At 36.4% G+C, this 24,753-nt stretch carries 26 protein-coding genes and 1 pseudogene; 14 read left to right on the top strand and 13 right to left on the bottom strand.

The window, feature by feature from the left end:
- The first annotated feature begins 24 nt into the window (after positions 1–24).
- The 3 genes from PMI13_RS03560 to PMI13_RS03550 all read left to right on the top strand — a co-directional run bounded on the left by PMI13_RS03560 (position 25) and on the right by PMI13_RS03550 (position 3,530).
- Positions 25–1,005: an XRE family transcriptional regulator gene (locus PMI13_RS03560; RefSeq protein WP_238536272.1), complete on the top strand. Its 981-nt coding sequence runs from the start codon at positions 25–27 to the stop codon at positions 1,003–1,005.
- The gene (locus tag PMI13_RS03555; RefSeq protein WP_007840787.1) at positions 1,002–1,808 is read left to right on the top strand and encodes a helix-turn-helix domain-containing protein; all 807 of its coding nucleotides are present in this window, start codon (positions 1,002–1,004) and stop codon (positions 1,806–1,808) included. The genes PMI13_RS03560 and PMI13_RS03555 overlap by 4 nt, the downstream gene beginning before the upstream one ends.
- A 66-nt stretch (positions 1,809–1,874) precedes the next feature.
- Entirely contained in the window at positions 1,875–3,530 is a 1,656-nt protein-coding gene (locus PMI13_RS03550) for a serine hydrolase domain-containing protein (RefSeq protein WP_007840785.1), read from the top strand.
- A 37-nt stretch (positions 3,531–3,567) separates the two neighbouring features.
- Here the strand turns inward: PMI13_RS03550 and rimM are convergent, their stop codons facing one another.
- On the bottom strand, positions 3,568–4,110 hold the full coding sequence (gene rimM, locus PMI13_RS03545; protein WP_007840784.1) for a ribosome maturation factor RimM: 543 nt from the start codon (positions 4,108–4,110) through the stop codon (positions 3,568–3,570).
- Between the two features lie 12 nt (positions 4,111–4,122).
- A complete protein-coding gene (locus PMI13_RS03540; RefSeq protein WP_007840783.1) occupies positions 4,123–4,692 on the bottom strand; it encodes a 30S ribosomal protein S16 in 570 nt (189 codons plus the stop codon).
- Between the two features lie 306 nt (positions 4,693–4,998).
- On the opposite strand from PMI13_RS03540, the pseudogene PMI13_RS20540 reads away from it, so the two are divergent.
- A pseudogene (locus tag PMI13_RS20540) lies at positions 4,999–6,482 on the top strand (serine hydrolase).
- A gap of 20 nt (positions 6,483–6,502) precedes the next feature.
- On the opposite strand, the gene PMI13_RS03530 reads toward PMI13_RS20540, so the two are convergent.
- The 5 genes from PMI13_RS03530 to PMI13_RS03510 all read right to left on the bottom strand — a co-directional run bounded on the left by PMI13_RS03530 (position 6,503) and on the right by PMI13_RS03510 (position 9,886).
- On the bottom strand, positions 6,503–7,366 hold the full coding sequence (locus tag PMI13_RS03530; RefSeq protein ID WP_007840779.1) for a T9SS type A sorting domain-containing protein: 864 nt from the start codon (positions 7,364–7,366) through the stop codon (positions 6,503–6,505).
- Positions 7,367–7,572: 206 nt separating this feature from the next.
- Positions 7,573–8,085 (bottom strand): nitroreductase family protein, encoded by a 513-nt coding sequence (locus tag PMI13_RS03525; RefSeq protein WP_007840778.1) that lies wholly within the window; start codon positions 8,083–8,085, stop codon positions 7,573–7,575.
- A gap of 41 nt (positions 8,086–8,126) precedes the next feature.
- Positions 8,127–8,660: a DoxX family protein gene (locus tag PMI13_RS03520; protein WP_156104390.1), complete on the bottom strand. Its 534-nt coding sequence runs from the start codon at positions 8,658–8,660 to the stop codon at positions 8,127–8,129.
- Between the two features lie 174 nt (positions 8,661–8,834).
- Positions 8,835–9,284, bottom strand: coding sequence for a hypothetical protein (locus PMI13_RS03515; protein WP_007840773.1), 450 nt, complete (start codon positions 9,282–9,284; stop codon positions 8,835–8,837).
- 71 nt (positions 9,285–9,355) lie between these two features.
- Positions 9,356–9,886, bottom strand: coding sequence for an SRPBCC family protein (locus PMI13_RS03510; RefSeq protein ID WP_007840771.1), 531 nt, complete (start codon positions 9,884–9,886; stop codon positions 9,356–9,358).
- 185 nt (positions 9,887–10,071) lie between these two features.
- Between PMI13_RS03510 and PMI13_RS03505 the strand changes: the two genes are divergently transcribed.
- The 3 genes from PMI13_RS03505 (at position 10,072) to PMI13_RS03495 (ending at position 13,242) form a co-directional block, all read left to right on the top strand.
- Positions 10,072–12,090, top strand: a complete 2,019-nt coding sequence (locus PMI13_RS03505; protein ID WP_007840768.1) for a M3 family metallopeptidase — start codon at positions 10,072–10,074, stop codon at positions 12,088–12,090.
- 189 nt (positions 12,091–12,279) lie between these two features.
- A complete protein-coding gene (locus tag PMI13_RS03500; protein ID WP_007840767.1) occupies positions 12,280–12,684 on the top strand; it encodes a hypothetical protein in 405 nt (134 codons plus the stop codon).
- A 258-nt stretch (positions 12,685–12,942) separates the two neighbouring features.
- Complete coding sequence (locus tag PMI13_RS03495; RefSeq protein WP_007840766.1) at positions 12,943–13,242, top strand: hypothetical protein; 300 nt, start codon at positions 12,943–12,945, stop codon at positions 13,240–13,242.
- A gap of 5 nt (positions 13,243–13,247) precedes the next feature.
- On the opposite strand, the gene PMI13_RS03490 is transcribed toward PMI13_RS03495, so the two are convergent.
- A complete protein-coding gene (locus tag PMI13_RS03490) occupies positions 13,248–14,048 on the bottom strand; it encodes a helix-turn-helix domain-containing protein (protein WP_007840765.1) in 801 nt (266 codons plus the stop codon).
- A gap of 69 nt (positions 14,049–14,117) precedes the next feature.
- On the opposite strand from PMI13_RS03490, the gene PMI13_RS03485 reads away from it, so the two are divergent.
- The 3 genes from PMI13_RS03485 (at position 14,118) to PMI13_RS03475 (ending at position 17,315) form a co-directional block, all read left to right on the top strand.
- Positions 14,118–15,260 (top strand): NAD(P)H:quinone oxidoreductase, encoded by a 1,143-nt coding sequence (locus PMI13_RS03485; RefSeq protein WP_007840764.1) that lies wholly within the window; start codon positions 14,118–14,120, stop codon positions 15,258–15,260.
- Between the two features lie 31 nt (positions 15,261–15,291).
- On the top strand, positions 15,292–16,092 hold the full coding sequence (gene dapB / locus PMI13_RS03480) for a 4-hydroxy-tetrahydrodipicolinate reductase (RefSeq protein WP_007840763.1): 801 nt from the start codon (positions 15,292–15,294) through the stop codon (positions 16,090–16,092).
- Positions 16,093–16,208: 116 nt separating this feature from the next.
- Complete coding sequence (locus tag PMI13_RS03475) at positions 16,209–17,315, top strand: TlpA family protein disulfide reductase (RefSeq protein ID WP_007840762.1); 1,107 nt, start codon at positions 16,209–16,211, stop codon at positions 17,313–17,315.
- Between the two features lie 23 nt (positions 17,316–17,338).
- Here the strand turns inward: PMI13_RS03475 and PMI13_RS03470 are convergent, their stop codons facing one another.
- Together PMI13_RS03470 and PMI13_RS03465 are read right to left on the bottom strand one after the other, a co-directional pair.
- Positions 17,339–18,736 carry an MFS transporter gene (locus tag PMI13_RS03470; protein WP_007840761.1) on the bottom strand — a complete coding sequence of 466 codons (1,398 nt, stop codon included), beginning with the start codon at positions 18,734–18,736 and terminating at the stop codon, positions 17,339–17,341.
- A gap of 38 nt (positions 18,737–18,774) precedes the next feature.
- Entirely contained in the window at positions 18,775–19,338 is a 564-nt protein-coding gene (locus tag PMI13_RS03465; RefSeq protein WP_007840760.1) for a TetR/AcrR family transcriptional regulator, read from the bottom strand.
- Between the two features lie 203 nt (positions 19,339–19,541).
- Here PMI13_RS03465 and PMI13_RS03460 point away from each other — a divergent pair, with 203 nt between their 5' ends.
- The 4 genes from PMI13_RS03460 to PMI13_RS03445 all read left to right on the top strand — a co-directional run bounded on the left by PMI13_RS03460 (position 19,542) and on the right by PMI13_RS03445 (position 22,298).
- Positions 19,542–20,171, top strand: coding sequence for a hypothetical protein (locus tag PMI13_RS03460; protein ID WP_007840758.1), 630 nt, complete (start codon positions 19,542–19,544; stop codon positions 20,169–20,171).
- 10 nt (positions 20,172–20,181) lie between these two features.
- Complete coding sequence (locus PMI13_RS03455) at positions 20,182–21,006, top strand: helix-turn-helix domain-containing protein (RefSeq protein ID WP_007840757.1); 825 nt, start codon at positions 20,182–20,184, stop codon at positions 21,004–21,006.
- A gap of 78 nt (positions 21,007–21,084) precedes the next feature.
- The gene (locus tag PMI13_RS03450; RefSeq protein ID WP_007840756.1) at positions 21,085–21,696 is read left to right on the top strand and encodes an NAD(P)H-dependent oxidoreductase; all 612 of its coding nucleotides are present in this window, start codon (positions 21,085–21,087) and stop codon (positions 21,694–21,696) included.
- 170 nt (positions 21,697–21,866) lie between these two features.
- Complete coding sequence (locus PMI13_RS03445; RefSeq protein ID WP_007840755.1) at positions 21,867–22,298, top strand: GNAT family N-acetyltransferase; 432 nt, start codon at positions 21,867–21,869, stop codon at positions 22,296–22,298.
- 30 nt (positions 22,299–22,328) lie between these two features.
- Here PMI13_RS03445 and PMI13_RS03440 read toward each other — a convergent pair whose 3' ends face one another.
- From PMI13_RS03440 to PMI13_RS03430, 3 genes are all read right to left on the bottom strand, one after another.
- Complete coding sequence (locus tag PMI13_RS03440; RefSeq protein WP_007840754.1) at positions 22,329–22,997, bottom strand: TerD family protein; 669 nt, start codon at positions 22,995–22,997, stop codon at positions 22,329–22,331.
- Positions 22,998–22,999: 2 nt separating this feature from the next.
- Entirely contained in the window at positions 23,000–23,575 is a 576-nt protein-coding gene (locus PMI13_RS03435; protein ID WP_007840753.1) for a TerD family protein, read from the bottom strand.
- A gap of 149 nt (positions 23,576–23,724) precedes the next feature.
- The gene (locus PMI13_RS03430) at positions 23,725–24,753 is read right to left on the bottom strand and encodes a lysylphosphatidylglycerol synthase transmembrane domain-containing protein (RefSeq protein WP_007840752.1); all 1,029 of its coding nucleotides are present in this window, start codon (positions 24,751–24,753) and stop codon (positions 23,725–23,727) included.

Below are 24,753 nucleotides of genomic sequence, written 5' to 3'. Positions count from 1 at the left end.
TATCTGTGGAATACACAAAACTCAATGCGAAAAAAAATTAAAATAAATGACTACATTTGTGAAAATCACAAAAAAATGCATCAGGAAGGTTTGCTTAAGGAAATTCGGAAAAAAATTGGCCTCAAATCATTGAATGACGAGATTGCCAATGTTCTTACTATCAGCTATGATGCAGCACACAGAAGAACTTCTCTGAAAACAAAACTCAGTTTTGAGGAGGCTTTGGAATTAGCTAAATATTATCAGATTTCATTAAATCAGTTTATCACTTCAGACCATCAAATCGTAGTACAAAAAACTTCGGCAGTGACGGAAACGAAAGATCTGCAGTCTTTTTTCCAAAATAATCTCAGTGTTTTTGAAAATCTGCCGCTTTCTGATGAGATGACGATTTATTATTCGGCGAAAGATATTCCGTTTTTCTATACCCTTTCGGATACTTTACTTTCCCGTTTCAAAGTTTATGTCTGGATGAATTTGCTGAACGCGAAACAGGTCTTTATTCCTTTTCTACAATTTTCATCTCCGTACTTTGAAGAAGATACAAAAGAATTAAGGAAAAAATATGAAGAACAAAATGTAGTGGAATTATGGAATAATATGACAATTTCCAGTATTTTACAGCAAATTTCTTTTTACTGTGACACCGGACTTTTACAAAAAAAAGAAGCTAAAATTATCCTTAGCGAACTTAAAGAATTAATCGAATATATCGAGCAGAAGACAGAAAACAATCCCAAGTTTCACCTATATGAAAATGAATTGATGCACCTTTCCAATGACATCTTTTTCCATCATCCGAAGCAGTCACTTTTTGCCATACCTACCAATATGTTTGGATATATTTTGATCAACGATTCCAAAACATGCAGTGAAACATTGAATTATTTTGAACATCAGATCAAAAACTCAAGGTCACTGAACGAATCGGGAAACCGGGACAGAAAAATGTTTTTTAACAAAATGTATGAACAGATTGAAAATTTAAAACAAAAATTATCATGAATACCCTCAGTAATGGTGAATTTTTCGGACAAACCAATAAGATCCTCCATCTCGGTGGGCTCACCATTACGGATACAGAGTACACCCATTCTTATGTAGACTGGCATTATCATGAAAATGCCTATTTCACATTTCTTCTACAGGGAAATGTTATCGAAACCAATAAAAAAGAAACCTATGAATGCTCTGCCGGAACATTGCTGTACCATCATTGGGAAGATCCGCATTACAACATTAAACCTGACGGCTTCACAAGAGGGTTTCATATTGAGGTTTCAAAGGATTGGTTTGAGCAATACCAGGTTTCAAAAGACCGTATTGAGGGGAGCTTTAATCTTAAAAATCCGTCATTACAGCTGTTGGTTTACCAGATTTTCAAAGAAACAAAAATCAATGACCAGGCATCAGACCTGTCTGTTCAGCAGCTTTTATTGGATATTTTCAGTCAGTTATCGGCCCGGCACATTCATAGGCTTGAAAAAAAACCGGTCTGGGTGAATCGTATTGATGAGCTGTTGCATGAAAATTTCACCGAAAAACTCAATTTAACAGATCTTTCCCAAATTTTGGATATTCATCCGATACATCTCAGCAGGGATTTTCAGAAATATTTTCACTGTAATATGGGCGAATATATCAGAAAACTGAAAATCAGAAAGTCTTTAACCCTTCTTCATAAAGCGGAATCGTTATCTGATATTGCCCTTGAATGCGGCTTTTCGGACCAAAGCCATTTTATCCGTTGTTTTAAAAACAATACCGGCCTTACCCCTTTGAAATATAAAAAGATACTGCAACGATAGCAGATGTTAATTCTGTTCTATTTTATCTGAAAACGGTTGTCTATTTTTGTTCATATAAAAAATAATATGCGAACCCTGTTTTTATGTATTCTGTTTTCCATATCCGGTTTTATTTCCGGACAAGCTCAAAATATCACCAATCCGGATAAAATCGAACTTCCGGTCCAAAAAAGCAACCTGAACACCATTGTTTTCCTGAACAAGCCCATACCTCTGGAAAGTATAAAAGAAACTGATTTTCTCACCACGATGGTACTACAGGAAGACAAAGATTTTGACATCAGGATTTTCATGGATAATTCACTGGCCAATTATCTTCACCAGCTCGATTCTTCTTTATCCGTTGATGAACTGATTAAAAAAGGAAATTATCAGTTTTCATTTTATGTTGACGGAAAATTAATCTATCAGGAAAACCTGAATCCGGGAGCAGGATCCCCGGAAAGCAAAAAAGTGAAAACCACCTTCAGAATTCCTCTGATCAGTGTAAAAAATGAAGATTCCTGGGGAAGGTATTTATGGATGCGCTTTTACCTGGGTAACAACGGAATCGATGCTTTGGAACCGGGAAACCATATCATGAAAATTGAAATCCGCCCTTATCTGAAAACAGGTGATTTAAAAACAGGAAATATTATCGCAAAAGGTGAGATTAATCTGGTAATTCCTGAAAAAAAGGTTTCTGAACAGCAGACTAATGTTCAGCCTATTCGGCCCAACAGCGGATGGAAAATTTCGGATGAAAAAATAAATACAGAAAAAATTAAAACTTTAAATAAGAAAATAGCAGAAAACAGATTCAGGGATATTACCGGTATTGTTGTCGTTAAAAATAACAAACTGCTTTTAGAAGAATATTTCAGCCAGTCCGGAAGAGACAGCCTGCAGGATACACGTTCGGTTGGAAAATCATTTGCTTCTGCTTTGACAGGTATAGCGATAAAAGATGGCTATCTCAAAAATGAAGATCAAAAAATCAGTGAATTCTATGAGGTAAAAACGTTTAAAAATCATTCATTCAGGAAAGATAATGTTAGCATAAAAAACCTGCTGACGATGAGTTCAGGATTTGACGGGAATGACGACAACTATGATTCTCCCGGAAATGAAGAAAATATGTATCCTACCGATAACTGGGTTAAATTTGTACTGGATTTACCCATGACAGAAAATACGGCAGGAAAAACGTGGGCTTATTTTACGGCAGGTGTTGTACTGGCAGGGGATATTTTGGATCAATCGGTTCCCAGAGGCCTGGAAAATTATGCCCATCAAAAGCTTTTTAACCCCTTAGGAATCAATAAATATCAGTGGCAGTACACTCCACAGCATAAAGTGTCAATGGCAGGTGGCTTACGGATGAGAGCCCTTGATTTTGCAAAATTCGGACAAGTGTATAAAAATAACGGAACATGGAATGGAAAGAGAATCATTGATCAAAACTGGATCAGAAAATCATTTACCAATTATTTTTCAGATAACAAGGATTTTGATGGATATGGATATTTATTCTGGCGAAAAGTATATGCAGTGGGAAATAAAAAATTTGAAGCTTTCCAGTCGAGCGGAAACGGCGGAAATAAGATCATTATATTTACAGAGCTTCCTTTGGTGATTGTAATTACAGCTAGAGCTTATAATAAGCCTTACGCTCATTCACAGGCTGATATGATAGTTCAGGACTATTTGCTACCTGCATTAATCGTGAATAGTAATGAGTAATAAAAATGAATGGATGGAAATGAGTAATAAATAAAAATTACTCGTCTTTTTTAGAAGGAACTAAAAAGACATCGATAAGGCCTTCCGGCAGTTGCATTTTAATGAATCTTTCGTCTCTGTTAACCTCAAAAATCCAGTCTTTGATGATTGGAATCACCACTTCTTTTCCGTCTAAGTTGGTCACAAAATAGTTTTGGGCAGTCTGATCGTTGATAGATCTGATCACTCCACAGTCATTGTCATTTTCATCAAGAATATTGAAACCTATTACTTCGTGGTAATAAAACTGTTTTCCGGAAAGTTTCGGGAGGGTAGCAAGCGGCAGGTATACATTTTTGCCCAGTGATTGGTCTACCAGTGCTTCAGAAGAGTTTTTAAATGCAATATTCAGGGCATCAGATTTGCTCCAGGATGATCTTTCAATAAAAAAAGGAACCAATAATCCGTTGATTTCAACGAATATTGATTCCAGTTTATTGTAAAGTTCGGGTTGATCAGTATCCAGTTTCAGGATAACGTTTCCCGCAAGGCCATGTCTGCGTGTGATTTTTCCTAATAAATAGCAATCTTCTTTACGCATACAGGATTTTTCTTAAGCTTCAGTGTTTTCTTCAGTCTCAGCAGCAGGAGCTTCTCCTTCTGTAGTTTCTTCAGCAACAACTTCTTCAGCAGGTGCGTTAGCAGCTTCTTCAGCAGCCTTAGCATCAGCTTCAGCTTGTGCAGCAGCAGCTACTCTAGCTTCGTTTACTTTGATTTCAGCTTCTAAAGCAGCTTTTTTAGCATCAGCCTGAGCCTTAGATAAGCCTTCTACTTTTCCTTGTACTTTTGCATCTTTAGCTTCTAACCAAGCATTGAATCTTTTTTCAGCTTCAGCCTCATCAAAAGCTCCTTTAGCAACACCACCTTGTAAGTGTTTTTTGTAAAGTGCACCTTTGTAAGAAAGAATCGCTCTAGCAGTATCAGTTGGTTGAGCTCCGTTGTTTAACCACTTTACAGCAGAATCAACGTTCAAATCGATAGTTGCAGGGTTAGTAATTGGGTTGTAAGTTCCTAGTTTTTCGATGAATCTACCATCTCTTCTTGCTCTAGAATCTGCAACCACGATGTGGAAGAAAGGTTTCCCTTTTTTACCGTGTCTTTGTAATCTGATTTTTACTGACATAATGTTTGAATTTTATGGGAACTCGTCCCAGTTAAATATTTAAGAGTGCAAAGATAATAAAAAAAATTAATCCCTCATATAATAAATCCCTTTCTGCAAAATTTATCTTAATATTTTTATTCCGCCACAATAAATCACTGGAAAAATCAGGATATTTGACCCACAAAATTACAAAATGCTAAAAAACTGTTTTTTATCCTTATTCTTTTATCTGCTGTAAAAGTTCAAAGCCAGACAAAAGAAGAAAAAATGAATACATTAGTCAATACTTATCATGGTCTGAATCATTTTAACTGAAGTGTTCTGGTGGCAGAAAAAGGAAAAATAATTTTCGAAAAAAGCTTTGGTATTCAGGATTTTCAAACCCAGAAAAAAAACACCAACCAAAGCAGATACCGCATCTATTCTACAACAAAAACATTTACTGCTACCATAATTCTCCTTTTAAACGAAGAAGGAAAATTGTCTCTGAATGATAAACTCTCCAAATATTATCCCGATTTTCCTAAGGGAGATAGTATTACCATAGAGAATTTACTTACCCATACTTCCGGAATTCCTGAAGGTACCAATCCGGAGGAAACAAAAAGTGAAGCCCTGCTTCTGAAATCTCTTTACGGAAAACCTTTTGCCTTTTCTCCGGGAACCAGCTGGGGCTACAGCAATCCCAATTATTATCTTTTAGGCATATTATCACAAAGGTAAGCGGTATACCATACCAAAAAGCCATTCAACAGTATATTCTGGATCCGCTCGGAATGAAAAATACGGGTTTTGATTTTAAAGATTTAAAGGATAAAAACAAAACAACCGGCTATGAATATTTGTCTGCCCACAACTATCGTGAAGCGGTGGTTTACGATTACAACCATCCTCATGCAGCAGGTGACATGTATTCTACGGTTGAAGATTTATATAAATTCTACCAGGGCCTCAAAGCTTATAAAATCCTTAAAAAAGAAACTTTGGAAAAAGCACAAACTCCCTTCAAAAATTACCATTACGGCTATGGTTGGCAAGAGCAGGAATTGAAAGGAAAAACAACCATTGGCCATGATGGTGGCGGGCCAGGTTTTGTATGCCGTTTTTTAACGATTCCGGGTGACGATGTTTCTATTATTGTTTTGAGTAATGTTAGAGACCACAGTGTTTTTCAAATAGCTGACAAGATCATCGCTATTTTTGCTGATCAAACGTATGATCTTCCGAAAAAAAACACCATTGGAACAACCTATGAAAAAGCATTGTCCGGTTTATATCAGTCAAAAAACTCTTATTTTTATATTTTAGCTAATGATAATGCGCTAAGCTTTAAAGAAACCAATGAGGGTGAGGGTAATCTTTTTACGGAAAACAGTACAAAATTTTACATTAACAATCAAAATGGTGAAACAATTTTTTTTGAATTCAAGTCCGACAGCAATGGTAAAAACACCATCTTAAACATTGTTATTAAAGATAAAGTAGTAAAGGAAGCGAAAAAGATCAGTGACAATTTTCTTATCGGCGTTACGGGAAACGCAACAGCAAATGGCTGGAACGGTCCGGATATCAAATTAATTCCGAATGAAAAGAACATGGATGTTCTTGAAGCTAAAAATGTTCAATTAAAATCCGGCCAGATAAAATTCAGAGGCAATAACGAATGGACAGTGGATCCCGGTATTAATGACAGCAATCAGCTTGTGCAATATGGCAGAAATATCAACGTGGAAGCCGGAACTTACGATATTATTTTCAATACGACCAATCCGGTACGCCCGACTTATCAACTGGTTAAAAAGAAATAAATTTTCATATAAAAGGCTGTTTACTTTGAAACAGCCTTTATGATCTTATGCTTAGATGAAGTGTTATCCTGATATATAATTTCAACAAAATAAATCCCGTTGACCAATGAGGTACAATCTATTTTTTCATCAGATTTGTTGTTTATAGAAACTGATTTCAGTTTTCTTCCGGTAACATCTGTGAATGCAATGCCTGTTATATTTTTATTTGCTTTAATTTGCAGGAACTCGTTCACTACACTCGGATACAGGCGAACAGCTTCCGGTTTTGATTTAAGATCATCTGTTCCTAATGTAGAGTCATATTCGATGACATAGTATAATAAAGTTCCTCCATACAAGTCATTCCATTGCCCTGCCTGTCCCATTGGCCATGCTGTTAATGCAAGCCCCAAATTATTCTGCACTCCTTGAAAATTATCTGGTTCTGTTCCTCCAGGACCAAACCCCCAATTAGTATAGATTGGTACTCCACCGCTTGTCAGTGGACCGTCAGACCAAAAGAAAGTCCCGGAATTATCATTATTGCCATCCCATAGCCATTGATTCGGAAAATTTGTATATCCTCCGATCCAAACATAAGAAGCTCCTCCTCCGTCCGGAGCCGTGGTATTATTTAGATTAATACCCGCTGCTGTGCTCTGAAGCATTGTAAAAACAGCATTTTGCTCAGCCATGCTATTAATTTCTGCCAGATATCCGCCTCTCTGCACAGCACATTGTGCTGCCTGCGGCCAAGATGCTCCCAACTTCACAACTTCATACTTTTTTCCATTAGTAGTAAGGGTATAAATACTTGTGGTACTTGGACACTGACTACTCAGACCACTGAAAATACCTGCTGTACACAAGAGTACAGCCTTTAATAATATTTTTTTTCTCATAACATTTGGTTTTAAATTCATGGCCAAGATAATATTTATCTGGACAAAATCAAAAAACCCAAACCCTAATCAGGGCTCTATGAAAACAGAATTTTCTTTAATTTAAACCTGCTGAAATATGTATTAAAAAACATTTGATATTTTCACGTAAGATTAACCTCTAAAAGAACATTATTTGTAAATAATATTTTTCAGACAAAATCATTTTAATCAATACTTCCCATATAGAAAAGTCCCAGACATTTCTGATTTTCCTCAATGGTTAAAGATTTTTTAAGATGATTTACAATACCGGGAGAACTCCAATAGCAGCCGATATTATTGGCCGTACAGGTAAGGTACATATTCTGAACCGCCATGGAAACGGCAGCTATTTCTTCCCATTCAGGCACCATTCCGCTGAAATTGACTATAATGGAAATAACAGCATCCGCTTTATTAATTTTAAAACCTATATCCTGGTATTTTTTCTCCAGGAAAAGCTGTTCGGGTTGGGTAGTTTTATAGATAGCCTGCATTTCTGAAGCCAGGCGGGATTTTTCATCTCCTTTGAAGATTTTAAAACGCCATGGTTTCGTACGTTTATGATTGGGAGCTAATGAGGCTGAATGCAGTATTTCATTGATAACTTCCCCTGATATTTCATTTTCAGAATAATCTTTTGGGAAAATACTTCTTCTTTGTTCTATAATTTCTTTTAAAATTTCCGCTTTATTCATGAGACAAATTTACAATATGTAATTGAATGCATGACACTTAATTAAATATGATTTTTTAACAATACCCCCCGATTTTTATAAGCTTTATAATTGGTGAGCACAAATGTAAACAGTACTGACAAGCCCAACCCTACTGAAATCCATTGCTGTAGGCCTTTCTGTATTGGCCCCGGTAATGACAACCCTAAAAAACAAACTGTATAGATCATTCCCGCAACCATCCAGGAACGTCCCGGATCGGGGTACATTTTCACCGTAACAGAACGGTTGTATGTAAAGAGAGGAAGCAGTTTATGATGATCCCAGATGATTAATATCACCACCGCAATCATCATTAAAGAGGTGATCACCCAGGTTCCGGTAAAAGAAAGGCTGATGGTAATGATCCAGATATTGCTTAAAATAGCTAAAAACATCAGTGTGCCCAATAATGCGTAACGCTGTGTCATAAGTAAAATTCCGGCAATAACCTGGGAAAGCCCTAAAAAATTCCAGTAAAATCCTGATTGATACATGGCTTCAAAGAAATACCCGATCGGAGTATCTTTCGAAAGAACGGTAAATCTGTTTCCCAATAATTTTACCAGGCCAGATGGGAAAAAGGCAAACCCTATCAAGTACCTTAAGTGAATAATAATCCACTGGTTAAATCTGTTTCTTCGTAATTTCTCAAATATCATGGAGAATAAGCTAAAAGATGAACGTTATAGAATATTTGGAATATTTTTATCCTGATACATTAAATAAAATCAAAGTACCTCAACAATCTCCTGGTGAATATTATTTAAAGTAAATGAATCACCAGGTACCATTCCCATCATTTTTTTAGCCATCGGGCTTTCAGGGGAAATAGCATAAAAACGATCACCTTCAAAAAAGAACTCACCTAAAGAAACCGAGATATAGAAACGGGCCTTGTTGGTAATGACCAGAGAACTTAACTGAACTCTTCCGGTACTGTTATTTAAAACTTTAGCCATATTTTTTTTTAGATCGTTCAGTGCACCGAGCTGTCTCTGCATCTGGTAAATCTCCTCCTGCATTTCCGTTCTCATGCTGTCGTATTTCGGAGTTTTTTTGATATCACGGCTCGCCTCTAAAGTAAATTCTATAAAGTTTTTTAATTTTTCGATCTTTTCATCAATTACAGTTTTCACATAATCTCTTATGTGATTTTTCTCAAATACTATCTTCTCCATAAATCTAATCTTTACATAAAGATAATATTTTTTGAAATAATAAAGCCCTGCAAATTCGCAGGGCTTTCATTTTATTTTTCAGCTAAAGTTTTCAGATCTCCGAGTCCCTGGCCAAACATTTTGTCCATCTGGCGGTCCATCATCGGTTTCATTATCTTCATCATTGTTGTCAGCTCGTTATCTATTGTCCAGGTTACTTTTGTACCGTTTCCTTCCGGGGTCAGGATGAAATTTGTTGTTGCATCACCTTCAAAAGGCTTGATAAAATGAAGCTTGCTGGTCAGCTTTTCATTAGGGGTTACAGCCGTTACACTTTGCTCACCTTCTCCTACCTCATCATTTCCTTTCCAATGATAAGAATCTCCCACTTCACCGCTCGTTCCCGAATACGTAATCATAATATTTTTATCAGCCTTTGCAAACGGATTCCACACATTCATGGCTTTTGTAGATCCTACATACTGCCATACTTTCTCTTTTGGAGTATTAATCACAACTGATTTTTCAAAGTGATAGTCTTTGCTGAATATCAACATGGCAAAAACAGCATACAAAATAGCCAGTACGATGAGTATTCCTAAAATTTTCAAAATTGTTTTCATAGTTTTTATATTTTAATATTAAGTCAAAATTAATTATTCCGCCAACATCATCACTTTCCATATGACAAGATTATAAAAGATTATAACAATTTTGTCACAAATCCTCATCTAGGCATCATTTTTGAGGCTTTCAGATACCATAATCCATTCAAATATTTAAATTTACATTAATTAAAAATTAAAAGATGAATATTTTAACAGAAATTTTTAATACTCCTTACCATACCCCACCATTCGACCAAATTAAAAATGAAGATTATCTTCCGGCTTTTAAAGAGCTGATTCAGCAATCTGAGGATGAAATTAACGCCATTGTTTCCAATACTGAAGACCCTGCTTTTGGGAACGTGATTGAAGCGCTGGCTTATTCGGGAGAAAAACTTGATGTACTTTCCAACATATTTTTCAACATAAATTCCGCAGAAACCAGTGATGAGCTTCAACAGATTGCCCAGGAGGTTTCCCCGATCTTAACGGAATATTCTTCAAAAATCTCTCAGAATGAAGCTTTGTTCAACAAAATCAAAAAGGTTTATGACGAAAAACAAAAGTATCATCTCAATGAGGAGCAGCAAATGCTTTTGGAAGAGACCTACAAAGGTTTTGTAAGAAGTGGTGCCCTTCTTAATGAAGAGGACAAAGAAAAATTAAAGAAAATCAATATGGATTTGTCTTTAAAATCACTGCAATTCGGACAGAATGTTCTGGCATCCACCAATGCTTATTTCAAACATATCACAGATAAAAATGATCTCGCAGGAATTCCTGATGCCATCATCGATCAATTTGCTGAAGAAGCCAAAGAAAGAAATCTCGAAGGCTGGGTAGTTACTTTACAATATCCAAGCTATGTTCCTTTTATGACTTATGCTGAAAACCGTGAATTGAGAAAAGAGCTGGCTCTTGCCAACGGCAAAAAATCTTTTGACGGCGGAGAATTTGATAACCAGAATCTGATCAAGGAATTGCTCAATTTAAAACAACAGAAAGCCCGATTATTAGGATATCATGATTATGCAGATTTTGTTTTAGAAGAAAGGATGGCCAAATCTCCAGCCAAAGTTCTGGATTTTTTAAATGAACTCCTGACAAAAGCAAAACCTTATGCCCATACTGAAATCGAAGAATTAAAATCCCTTGCAAAGGCTGACGGTATTGAAGAGATGCAGGCTTATGACCATCCTTTTTATGCAGAAAAGCTCCGTAAACAGAAATTTGACTTTAATGATGAGGAGTTAAAACCTTACTTCCCTTTAAATCAGGTTCAGGATGCAGTTTTCGGATTGGCTCAGAAGCTTTTCGGACTGACTTTTGAAGAAAGAAACGACATCCCGAAATACCACGAAGATGTAAAAACGTATGAAGTAAGAGAAAACGGGGAATTCAAGTCCGTTCTATACGCAGATTATTTTCCGAGAAAAGGAAAAAGAGCCGGAGCCTGGATGACCAGCTATAAAAATCAGTACCAAAAAGATGGTGAAAATTCCCGGCCGCATATTTCTATTGTCTGTAATTTTACAAAGCCTGCAAAAGATACTCCAAGCTTACTGACTTTCCAGGAGGTGACCACATTATTCCATGAATTTGGCCATGCCCTTCACGGAATGTTGGCAAACACCCAATATCCCGGTCTTTCAGGAACTTCTGTAAAATGGGATTTCGTGGAATTACCTTCCCAGTTTCTGGAAAACTTCTGCTATGAGCCGGAATTCTTAAAAACTTTTGCCAAGCATTATAAAACCGGAGAAGTGCTTCCCGATGAAAAGATCGAAAAGATCGAACAATCTAAGAACTTTATGGAAGGTTACCAGACGATGAGGCAATTAGGTTTCGGAATCCTGGATATGATGTACCACACCAAAGTGGATGAGTTGGAAAATGAAAGTGTAAAAGAGTTTGAAGATCAATATACAAAAGCAACCCAGCTCTATCCTTCCAATCCGGAAACAGCAATGAGCCCTAGTTTCTCCCATATTTTCCAGGGTGGGTATTCTGCCGGGTATTATTCCTATAAATGGGCGGAAGTATTGGATGCCGATGCTTTCCGGTATTTTAAGGAAAACGGAATTTTCAATCCTGAAATCGCTGCAAAATATAAAGTCCTTCTTTCTTCGGGCGGAACCAAAGATCCAATGGAGCTGTATAAAAGCTTCAGAGGCAGTGAACCGAGAGTGGAAAGCCTGCTGAAGAGGGCATTTGGATAAAATACAATAAAAAGCTTTTGAAAGATTCAAGAGCTTTTTATTTTTCAATACAAGCTTACCGTAAAGAAGCTGCAAAAACTTTCATTAAAGATCTGAAAAACCAGATCAGGAAAAAGATGGCAAAATAAAATTCTTATCTATCCACATTTTGTAGAAATTAATTTTATAATTTTATTGAAAATCGCAGAAATGAAAATTGCATATCCTGATAAAAGACCTTTTGTTAATCTAATTTTAGGAATTCTCTGGATCATCATAGGAGCAAGTTATTTTTTAGAGAATGGTAATACATCACAATGGGGCCCTTCCATTACAATAGCCGTTGGAATTTTTTACATTTTGTATTTCGCCTATGAATATTTCAGCAAATACATGGAAATTTCAAAAGACAGGATCAAAGTCAATTCAATTCCTAAAAAAGAGGTCAGAATTAGTGACCTGACAGAAGTAAGCCGCATTTCAGATGATTATATTTTCAGGTCTTCTGATAAAATACTGATTATTGCAAAATCCCAGATTAATAAAAAAGACTTACTAAAGTTTGAATCCTTCTTCAATACTCTTGATATACAGTTAAGAGAAAACAAGCAATAAGATCTCACCTTTTATCTATTGAAACCATTTCAGAATTCTTTATTACAAATAACTATATTGCATAACATAGTAATTATTATTAATTACATCTTTGTATAACAAACAACATCATTATGCAAATAAAAAATATCACCAAAGCCATGTTGGAAAATATTAAATAAAGTGATATTTCTTTTTTAATCTTTCCTTAATTTTAATCTTTAGAATTTCTAAAAATTAAGTAAGAATTAAACAAATTTCCATAACAACATTGCAACTATGCTAGATTTTTATACAATCAAGGATCATCTGCCAACATCTGATTATCCTGATAAGCTGGATTTGAAATTCGCAGGAGATCTTGATGACAGAACATTTAGCCAGCTGCAATCCAAAGAAATCGTACCTCGGAATTTTGATTATTATTCAGATTTCAGATGGGACCGGAAAACAATACAGCAAATCTGTAACGCTATTACAGATAAGAACCTGGAATCTGATACGGATGTAAAAAAACTGATGCAGTTATTAAACGCTGCCATCCAGGCTGAATGCAGCCTTGTTGCCTATGGAGACTAGAAATCCTATTTCTTCGTTTTAGGTCCTGTTTTCATAACCGACACATAAGAATTGGTGAATGCAGACAGGCTTTTATACCCTATCCTGAAAGCTATTTCACTCAAAGTATATTGTTGTGCGTCGATAAGCTCTATACTTTTTAAAATCCTGATAAGCTGGTGATATTTCTGCAAAGTAATACCAGTTTCCTGCTTAAAGATCCGCTGCAGGCTCCGCACAGACATTTTAGCCATATCTGCCAGATCATCAACCTTTAAATTATACTGATAATGGCTGTTGATATAATGGCAAACGGGAACCAAACGCTGATCAGCCGGAACAGGGATTTCCAGGAAGCAGCTTTCATCACAGAAATTGGGAAGACTGATAAGTAAAGCTTTCATAAAAGCCGTCTGCTCTTCATCCTCTCTGTGTACTTTATTCCATTTTGAGGCATATAAAAGCATTTCTTTTAAAACCGGAGGCGCCGGAAAAACATGAACACTCTGGAAAAAATCTTTTTTAAAAACCAATTTGAATAAAATCAGCATCAGATTCACTGTTTTCGCTTCAGAGGTTGTCCGGTGTTTTACATCCGAGGGAATCCAGATGACATGATTTTTCGGAACCAGGTAAATTTTCTGATCGATATGAAAATACTGATAGCCTTCTTCCACATATGTCAGCTGGGCACGCTCATGCAAATGATCATACTCATCATGCTTCCAGTTTTTCTCATACCAGACAAAAGCCTCATTTGATATTTTATCTGTATAAAAGCCTTTATTTTCTTCAATCAGTCCACATTTAGCATTGGCGTTCTGCATATTGTTTTTGGCAAATTTAATAAAAACGTCATTATTAATTTTGCATCTGAATTTTAGACTCAAAAAATTATGAAAAACTGGTACGGAATTCTAACCGGATTATTAATATTAATCATGACCCAAGCTATGACGGCACAGGAACACAAAGCAAAAGTTCTGGTTCTTTTTTATTCTGACAACGGCGGTACCTATGAGCTGGCTAAAGAAATAGCAGCCGGAATTGAAAGCAAAAGAAACGGGCAGGCAGTTATCAAACAGGTAAAAGCCTCTTCCTATCCGAAGCTGAAAAATATTCCTGTAGCAACTGTGGAAGAATTACCTTCTTACGACGGTATCGCTTTCGGATCTCCGGTCTACTTCGGGAATATCAGTACGGGGATGAGCGAATTTTTGTCAAAAACAGTCGGTTTATGGACGAATCATTCATTGGAAGGAATGCCGGCAACGGTTTTTATGTCAGCAGGAAGTGGCGCAGGAAAAGAATTGGCGATACAGTCTTTCTGGAATAGCCTGGCCGTTCACGGGATGATACTGGTTTCAAACGGAATCCGTGGTTTTGAAAAAACAGATAAAAATACCCCTCAGGGAAATACAGTTCTGGGAGTAATGAGCCTTACTTCCATAAAAAACTCTGAGCGTCCAAGTGAAAGCGAACGTTATATAGCAAGATTGCAGGGAGAAAATTTTGCAAAAGTGGTTTCTGCTTTAAAAGGAACATTTTCAAAGAAAGAAATCCCGGTTAGTGAAAAAGTAACTGATATTGCTTCTGTTCTAAAGCAAAAACAGATCGTTCTGCCACAGGTGCCCAAACCGGCAGGAAATTATCGGCCTTTTGTGCGTTCGGGAAACCTGGTTTTCATCAACCAGATCGCTTTAAAAGAGGGTAAAATTTTAAACCCTGGAAAACTGGGTACAGATCTCAGTGAAGAACAGGTAAAAGAGGCAACAAAAGTGACCATGCTGAATGTATTATCAGTTTTAAATGAGGCTACAGGTGGAGATCTGAGCCGTGTAAAACGTTGTGTGCAATTAACAGGAATTTTCAATACCCCGGATACTTATACCCAACACGCCAGTTTAATGAACGTGGCTTCAGATCTTGCTGTCGAAGTATTCGGGGAAAGAGGAAAACATGCAAGGGCAACCTTTGGGGCATCTTCGATTCCTGTGAATTCTTCAGTAGAAATCCAGGCTGTTTTTGAAGTGGAATAAAAAATTATCTTTAACTTAAACAAAAAATATCATGATCAAAGTATTCATTGCAGGAGCCACAGGCTGGGCCGGATCCGAACTGAGCAAAGGCGTTTTTAAACAGGAGGGAATGAAACTGGCAGGCGGCTTATCACGTTCCCACAATGGACAAAATTTAGCAGAAATACTTAATCTGGGAAATGAAGAAATTCCGGTATTTGATACAATAGAAAAAGCCCTTGATTCAGTAGATTTTGATGTCTTATTTGATTACACCAAACCGGATATCGCCAAAACCAATATCCTGGCTGCTTTAAAAAGAGGCAAAAGAGTAATTGTAGGAACTTCGGGATTAACTACGGAAGATTATTCAGAAATAGAAAAGGCAGCAAATGAAAATAAAACTTCTGTTCTGGCAGTAGGAAATTTTGCAATCACTGTTGTGCTTTTACAGAAATTTGCAGAAATAGCAGCAAAATATATTCCCAATTACGAAATCATCGATTATGCCCATGAGCATAAAATTGATACTCCAAGCGGTACGGTAAGAGAGCTGGCACACCGCCTTGCCCAGATTCAGAAGCCAACCGTTTATGTTCCCACTGATCAGCTGATCGGTGAAAAAGAAACCCGTGGTGCAGAGATGGAAGGGGTACATGTACATTCGGTAAGGCTGCCGGGGTATGTGATTGCCGTTGAAACGATTTTCGGTTTGAAAGATGAAAAATTAATCATAAGACACGATTCCGGAACCAGCGCCGAGCCTTATGTAAAAGGAGCTTTGCTGGCCATTGAAAAAATCGGGACATTCACAGGACTGAAGCGGGGACTGGATACCGTGATGGATTTTTAAAATTCCTATCGTAATAATATTATACAGAGGTCATTTTTATGGCCTTTTTTATTGCCTAAATCCTCTCACCTATTGGGTAAAAGCATATCTTTACGTTACAAATCTTTACATCATCCATGAAAAAAATTTCACAGGTATTCCTTATTTCATTATCTACAATAGCTTTTGCCCAGACCCATTTTAAAATAGAAATCAATGCCCCTCAATTCGAAAAGGATTCTCTGTATATGGCTCCGCCTATGAGCATGGTCAATATTTTCAGCCTTTATCATCTGACTATAGACGAGAATAAAAATGTGGCCTTCAGAAAAAAAATGAGCACCACAACAATCAGGATCAAACCTGAAAACAGTATTTCAGGAACTATAGATTATCCTCAGCCTTTCGTAATTTCTTATTATGATGCAGCAATAAACGGCGGCTATTCTTCAAAAATATTTTTCGTGGAAAAAGGCAGCCAAAAGATCCAGATTAAAAATAAAGACCTTGATTACAGTTTAGAGTCTGCCTCTATTACCAATGCAGAATATAAAAAGCTGAAAGAAAATCTGAAAACAGCAGATGAAAAATTAAAACCTTTTCAGGAAAACAATCCTGAAGATATTGAAAACAAGCAAAAATTATTACAAATCCATATCAGGAAAAATCCGAATTCCTATGCCGCTTTCTGGGAGATCGTCAGTGATTTTTCCCAGCATGGTTTCAATAAAATCTATCTGAAAAGCTTAGCTTTATTTTCGGATAAACTAAAAAACACATACAGCTATAAGGAGCTCGACAAAATGTTGGTTCTTGAAAATCTTACGGCTTCCGGAGGAAGCTTCCCTGACATGCAGCTTAATTCCACAGACAGTATTACCAAAACTGATTTTTCGAATTATAAACTGACATTGATTGATTACTGGTCAAGCACCTGCCACCCCTGCATTAAAGATTTACCCAATCTGGTGAAGCTACGCGAAAAATATAAAGATAAAGGGGTCAATTTCATCAGCATTGCCGATGATCAGACTAGGGAACGGATGGAACGTGCAGATAAAATTTTGCATCAGAATAACATCAGCTGGAAAAACTATTTTGATCTGAATAAAGAATTTCCCAAAAAGCTCAACGCTTCAGTAGTTCCGCTACAAATCCTTGTTGACAGTAACGGTAAAATCATATCCAGGAAAATGGGTGATCTCGATCAGATTGAAGCAGCAATAGAACAATATCTCAAATAACAAGAGTGACAGCCGTAAAGCTGTCATTTTCTTTTAAGCAGCAGGTCAGCCGGCGTTTTTACAATTGAAATGATCACAATAATCACACATATAATATTAGTGAATAACGTGATCTCAAAAGCTTTTCTGTAATCATCAAATAAAGGTTCAGTACCCAGAAAATAATAAAAAATACTTCCGATAAGAATAATTCCAGCTATAGCAGCGATCTGCTGGAATGTGATATAAACTCCGGAAGCATTTCCGGCCAGCTTTCCGGGAATTTCTGACAATGCAATATTAGCCAGTGAAGGAATAACAGAACCAACCCCTAACCCATGAATAAACAGGATCAGATATAACAGTAAAAAAGGAGCCTTGGCTGTAAATAAACAGCCCTGAAGAATCAGAATAAAGATAATAACACCTAATCCCGAAATAAGAAATTTCTTGCCATAAAGTAAAATAAGCTGAGGAGAAACCACGGAAGCCAAAATAAAACCCATCCCCTGAAAAACAATAATCTCCCCGGAGGCCAGCGGATTAATTTTCAATCCCTCCTGAAAAAACAGGGCGAGAATATAAAAATAAGAATCAAGCATGATAAAGAAAAAGGAAACTGCCAGAATTCCCAGGTTAAAGTTTTTGAATGAAAATAATTTTAAGTCCATCAGATAAGGTTTTCCTTTGTTCATTCTACTCTTCTGGTTCCTGATAAAATAAATTAAGATACTAACGGAAATAATGATCAGAATGATATTGATCATTCCAAACTCTTTATGCTCCCCCATTGTTAGAGCATATGTAAAGCTAAAAAGCCCTGCAGCCAACAAAACAACTCCGATCCTGTCAAACTTTCCTGTTGACATCGTTTTAGATTCATTCAATATCCGGATTCCTGAAAATACAGCCAGTAAACAAACAGGTATATTAATATAAAAAATAAGTCTCCATGGCTCTTTCATAAAGGTCAGGGATGAAAAATATCCTCCTAAAAACTGCCCGAGAATTGTCCCGGCTCCTATAGTGATTCCGTACCATCCCATTGCTTTTGTCCGTTGCTCATGTTTTGAAAATACAATCTGGATCATTGATAATACTTGTGGAGACATCAAAGCCGCACTGCATCCCTGCACAAACCTTGAAATAATAAGCAATACAGAACCGGCAGCTAATCCGCAACCTATAGAGCTCAGCATAAACATCAGCAACCCGATGATGAATATTTTTTTCCTTCCATACAAATCACCCAGCCTTCCACCCGTAATCAGGAAAGAAGCAAATCCGATAAGATAAGAAGAGATTATCAGCTGCATTTCACCGTTAGATGCTTCAATATCGTGCTGAATAGACGGAATGGAGACATTGATGATAAAAATATCCATGATCGTCAACAACTGCCCGAAAAGTATAACAATTAATTTCAGTGAATCAGATTTCATTTTTATATAGATATATCTATTTTTAAATAGGTAAAAAATTAAGACAATAAGCCCTGGATTATTTTTTTAATGTGATCAAATGAATCCGTACTCTTATTAATCGTTGACATTACAACAGCCCCTTCTAACAGTAAAAAAATATTTTCCACTGTTTCTTCTTCGTCAATTGATTTTCTTTTTTCATTGTACTGAACAAGCAGATCTTTAACAAGTGCTTTCTGCTTTTCTTTATGCTTCCTTACAAAATCAGAAATTACAGGGTTGCCGTCACCAATCTCTGAAATGATTTTAATAAAATGACAGCCTGCAAATTTGGATGAACCCTGCAGCTTTTTGCGGTAATCCACCAATGAAAGGATCTTATTTTCAGGCGTTGAAAGTTTAGCAGAATATTCTTCAAAACCGGAAAACCATTCCTGCTCTTCTTTAAGGAGATAAGCCTTTAGCAGTTCATTTTTTGATGAAAAGTGGTTATATAACGATCCGATAGCAATGTCTGCCTCAGCAATGATCTGGTTGATTCCCGTAGAATTAAAGCCCTGCTTATAAAAAAGGTCAGACGCAACCCTGATAATGCGGTCTTTTACTTTTTCTTTTTTCATCTTATTTTCTTTTTACAAATCTACGCTAAAAATAGATAAGTCTATCTATTATTTGCAAATTTATCCAGATTCATAATCATAAATATACTAAGGGAAGCATAAAAAGAATTTAATATTTTCTCCTGAACAGGATAAATTTTCTTTACCTTAGTATAGAAAATATTGTACAAAACCACCACATAATTAAATATGATTACACCCATATGGCAGAAGAACTTTATTTTATAAAACCAAACCCAAGCGTTGCTAAGATCAATCTGTACAATAAACTCTGCCGTGAAGAACAAAGTGTACTCGATTTTTTAGAAGACGATAAAAAAGCCAGCCTTGAAATCATCAAACAAAAAGTAAAAGACTCCGTAGAAAACCTTACCAAGGAAGAGCTACTGAATATTTTCTCATGGTTTAGCAATAACTATCATTCGGATAGCGAAGAGGTGAAAACCCAGCTTTTCATTAATGGGATCGATTTGTTTTATGAAATACCGGCTACGTCTGATGTTCAAAGCTTTCAACAGATTCTTTCGGATTATGAAAAATATTCTCAGCGGCATTTAAATTATAAAGTTGATGCTGAAGAATTCAACCGATTTTTGATTTACGGAATATTTTATTCAGCTATGTTGCAAAAAGATGACCAGAATATTGTAGCCGATTTTCTGAAAACAGAACACAAAATGTTATTTTCCTTTGCAGAAGAACAATTCAAAGCCAATAACGAAGGGTTGATCCTGGAAAATGCATCTCAGAAAAATATTTATAATTATTTTTCGGATCTGTATGATTCTACCAAGTTTTATAAAGGTTCGATTATTAAGCTTCATGATGCTTAGATGATAAATTATGCCGGAAATAGAAAAAGAATATACCCATTCCAGAATTTCAGTTCCTGCCGAATTTGAAAGTGTATTTTCTCATTTCTATTTTGCAGAAAACAATACGGAACAGCCGGTCACCAAAACACTACTCCCTACTTATCAGACCATTCTGTTATTTTGTTTCGGAGAAAATGCCACTATGGTGACCAAAGAAAATACTGTAGTAGAAGTTGACAAATGTATTGCTTTTGGTCCGGTCAGACAGGCTTTTAATTATACATTACCTTCAAAAACCTCAATTTTAGCCGCCAATTTTAAAGATGATGCCTTTTACCGGTTCTTTGGAAAAGCCGTTATAGAAAAACATTCTGTAGTACATCCTGATCATCTTTTAAATGAAAACTGTTTTACAGATTTGTGGCATGAACTTTCCGCCATCTATCCCGCAACGGAAAAAGTAAGTCATATTCTTGAATTTTGTCAACTATATCTGCAGGATCAGGAGGCGGCCGCTAAGCTTTTAAGCCGTTTTAAAGAGGAAAATTTAAATCCGGTGAAAATCATTGCAGAACAAACCCGGCAAAGTGAAAGGAATATTCAGCTTAAACAGAAGGAACAGTTTGGCTATTCTTCAAAGGAAATCAACCGGTACCACCGTTTTCTAAAGGCAATACAGCTGATTGAAAAAAATATAGCACAACGCCAGAAGGTCGAATGGTTCGAAATAATCAGTGCCTGCAATTATTATGATCAGAGCCAGCTGATTCATGATTTTAAACATTTCCTGCACCTTTCTCCTTCCCGGTATCTCAGATTTCAACAGGATATCTGCAATCCTAAATCAGGATAAACCATTTCGTTTTCTTACAATTTCTGAAACCCCAGCTCTTCTATTTTTGTCCTGTACAATTACAAAAAAGTAGAAACAATGAGACATTTAATTATTTATGCACATCCAAACGAAAACAGTTTAAACCATTATTTATTAAATACGGTACTTGAAGGCCTGCAATCGGAAAATCATGAAACTATGGTAAGGGATTTATATCAGATCAAATTCAATCCCGTTCTATCTCCTGAAGATATGCACGGACAGCGAATGGGGAAAGTTTCAGAAGATGTAAAATGTGAGCAGGATTATATCAGTTGGGCAGAGCATGTCACTTTTATCTACCCGATCTGGTGGACGGGAATGCCCGCTATCATGAAAGGCTATATTGACCGGGTTTTCAGCTATGGTTTTGCTTACCGGTATGATCAGGGAATTCAAAAAGGTTTATTAACCGGAAAACAGGCAGTGATCATCAATACTCACGGAAAATCCAACCAGGAATATGAACGCATCGGAATGGATAAGGCCCTCTCACTGACTTCTGATACAGGAATTTTCGTTTATTCCGGTTTTGAAATCAACCATCATTTCTTTTTTGATAAAGCTGACAGGCCAACTCCGGAAAACATTGAATCCTGGACTGAACAAATTAAAGATGCTTATGTAAAAAACAGATATACCAGTGACAGCCATCATACTTTCCAGTGATCAACTTACAGGTGATGTGTTTTCTTCCTCAACATAGAGCTGATGTATGGACTTATTGCACCGAAAATGCCGGACATAACAAACACAGAGAAAAGGAAGGATAGTTCTTATGTAATTAAAATTTTATTTTCTTATTTTGGAAGGAATTTAAACAAAAAATAAATGGCATAATGAACATACAATTTAAGAAAGCTTCAGAAAATGATATTGATTTTTTACTCGATCTAAGAATAAAAACAATGAATGAACATCTTTCAAGCTCAAATCTTCCCACAGATAAAGAATTCCATCTTCAACGAATAAAATACCGGTTTGACAATGCTCAAATTATCCTTCTGAATGATGAGCCAATCGGACTGTTAAAAACAGACCGGAGTGCAGACAAAATAGAAATCATACAAATTCAGATTGATCCCAGGCAACAAGGCAAAGGAATAGGAAAAACTATTTTAAAAGACATTATTGAAGAAGGTTTATCGGTTCAGAAGCCAATAACTTTAAGTGTTTTAAAGACCAACAAAGCCCAGAGCCTGTATGCTGGCCTGGGATTTAAAATCATTGATGAGGATGAGTATTCTTATATGATGAGATTTTCAAACTGAAAAAAGTATGCGAAACTGCATACTTTCTTATTATCTGTAGGTATAAGGTACAAGAACCTCTATAAAATTATCTGTTCTGTAAGGTTCTCCTATCGCTCTGAATTTCCAGTCACCATTGTGCCGGTAAGCTTCTGCAAAAACCATGGAACACATTCCATTCAGGCTTTCATCACCGGAAAGGCTGAATTTTGTGATTTCTTTTCCTCTTGCATCTACAGCTCTGATAAATGCATTCTCAATCATTCCAAAATGTTGCCTGTTGGTATTTCCCTGATAAATAGAGACTACAAATATAATTTTCTGATAACGCTGGTCGAGCTTATCTAATTTCACAATGATCTGCTCATCGTCTCCATCGCCTTCTCCGGTTCTGTTATCACCGGTCAGCCAGATTTGTCCACTCGGATGCCGCATAGAATTGAAATAAATAACATCTCCGCCATAGAGCACAATCTGCTTTCCGTTAGCTCTCTGTACAGTGCTTCCCATATTGGCAACTTTTCCATTGCTATCCAGAAGAAATGCAACAGCATCCAGATCATATTCTGCTTCTTTATTGAATAGATTACTGAAAAACCCGCCTTGCTTACGCACATCCCATCCCAAACCTATGGTAACAGTGGAAAGATCATAAACATCTTCTCCGCGGTCATTTTTCCTCAGGTTAATCGTCTGACCTTTCTGTAAATTAATAGCCATATCTATTTGATGATTTGCCCTTTATAATATTTTTCTAAAAAGAAAGCCAGATCGGCTCTGTATCCGATCCCTGAAGCCTCAAACTTCCAGCTTCCACCACGTTTGTACAGTCTCCCGAATTCCACTCCCGTTTCGATGGAAAAGTCTTCATCAAGCTCATATTTTGCGATTTCCTGATTGCTGATATTATCGATAATTCTTATGTAAGAATTCCGTACCTGTCCGAAATTTTGTTTTCTTCTTTCAAAATCTTCTATGGTCACCACAAAAAGAATTTCTTCTACTCTGCTGTCTACTTTTTCCAGGTCAATGATAATCGATTCATCATCGTCACCATCACTGTTTTTTCCGCTGGGGTCATCTCCTGTATGGCTTAAAGCTCCATCCGGAGAATTCAAATTATTATAAAAAATAAAATATTCTTCGCTCACCAATTTTCTGTCAGCATCAATCATGATTGCTGAAGCATCAAGGTCAAAATCATACCCTCTTCCTTCATTCGGATCCCATCCCAAACCTATGGTCATTTTTGTAAATCCTAAATCTATTCTTTGTCCTTTCTGTAAATTAATTGCCATAATAATAAATCTGTTGTTTCATCTAAGGTAGCGATGATTAGGAAATTTTCCAAATATATTTGACGTTAAATTATCCCAATATCAAGCTAAAAAAATCCGGTCAGATATAATGACCGGATCTGTATATTTAAAAAATATGATTAAAAAAATCAGCCTTTAATTTCCAGTTCAGAAACCACTTTATTTCTTGCTTTTGCCAGCATAGGAATGGAAATCAATCCCATCACCAGCATAATTGTAATCTGTAGCGGTAAGGAAATAAAAGAATAAGTAAGTCCCATTTCGCCTCCCAGTTCCGCACTTTTTCCCATAGATATAAACAAAGCCATAAAACCGAATTTCATCGCAAGGTTGAAAGCACCGATTCCACCACTTGCCGGAATAATCATTCCAAGAGTTCCCACTACAATAATGAAGAAACCGTCAGCAATGGTAAAATCTGAAGTTTCGGGAAGAGCAAAACATACAAGATAGGCAGCAAAATAGTAAGATATCCAGATTCCTAATGTATAAAGAATGAATTTACTTTTCTGTTTCAGTTTAAAAATTGAAGTTAATCCCTGAAAAATCCCATCTATAAAACCGATAATCTTTCCTAAAACAGGAATGGCTGCCAATTTCTTTTTGAGTGTAAAGAATAAAACGGTTCCTGCCACCAATATCAAAAGAACGATCAGAATTTTATTCGGGTTGATATCGACTCCTGAATTTTCATAGAAAGATAAGATCGCCTTGTATTTAAATATCAGAGTTAAACCTAAAAATCCCATCATACAAACCAGATCTACTACTCTTTCCAAAATAATAGTTCCAAAAGATTTATCTACCGGAACTTTCTCAACACCATATAACGCTGTTGCTCTTGCCACCTCACCACTTCTCGGAATGGTAAGATTCATCAGGTAACCGAACGAGATAGACCATAATGAGTTGGAATTGGAGATCTGGTGTCCCATGGGTTCCAGAAGAAGATTCCAGCGGATCGCACGAAACCAATATGCCAGGATTCCAAATACAGCAGCAAACAAAACCCAAAGATAATTTGCTTTGGCGAGTGATTTCTGTATGACTTTAAAATCGAGCCCTCTTAATGCCAGCCACAAAAAAAAGCCTGCAAAAGCAAGCGAAATTACAATTGTAATTACTGATCTTATGGGATTAGTTGATTTTTTCTCCAT

Origin of the sequence: Chryseobacterium populi (genome assembly GCF_000282115.1) — a bacterium.
Lineage (GTDB): Bacteria > Bacteroidota > Bacteroidia > Flavobacteriales > Weeksellaceae > Chryseobacterium > Chryseobacterium populi.
This window is presented reverse-complemented; position numbering and strand designations above follow the sequence as displayed.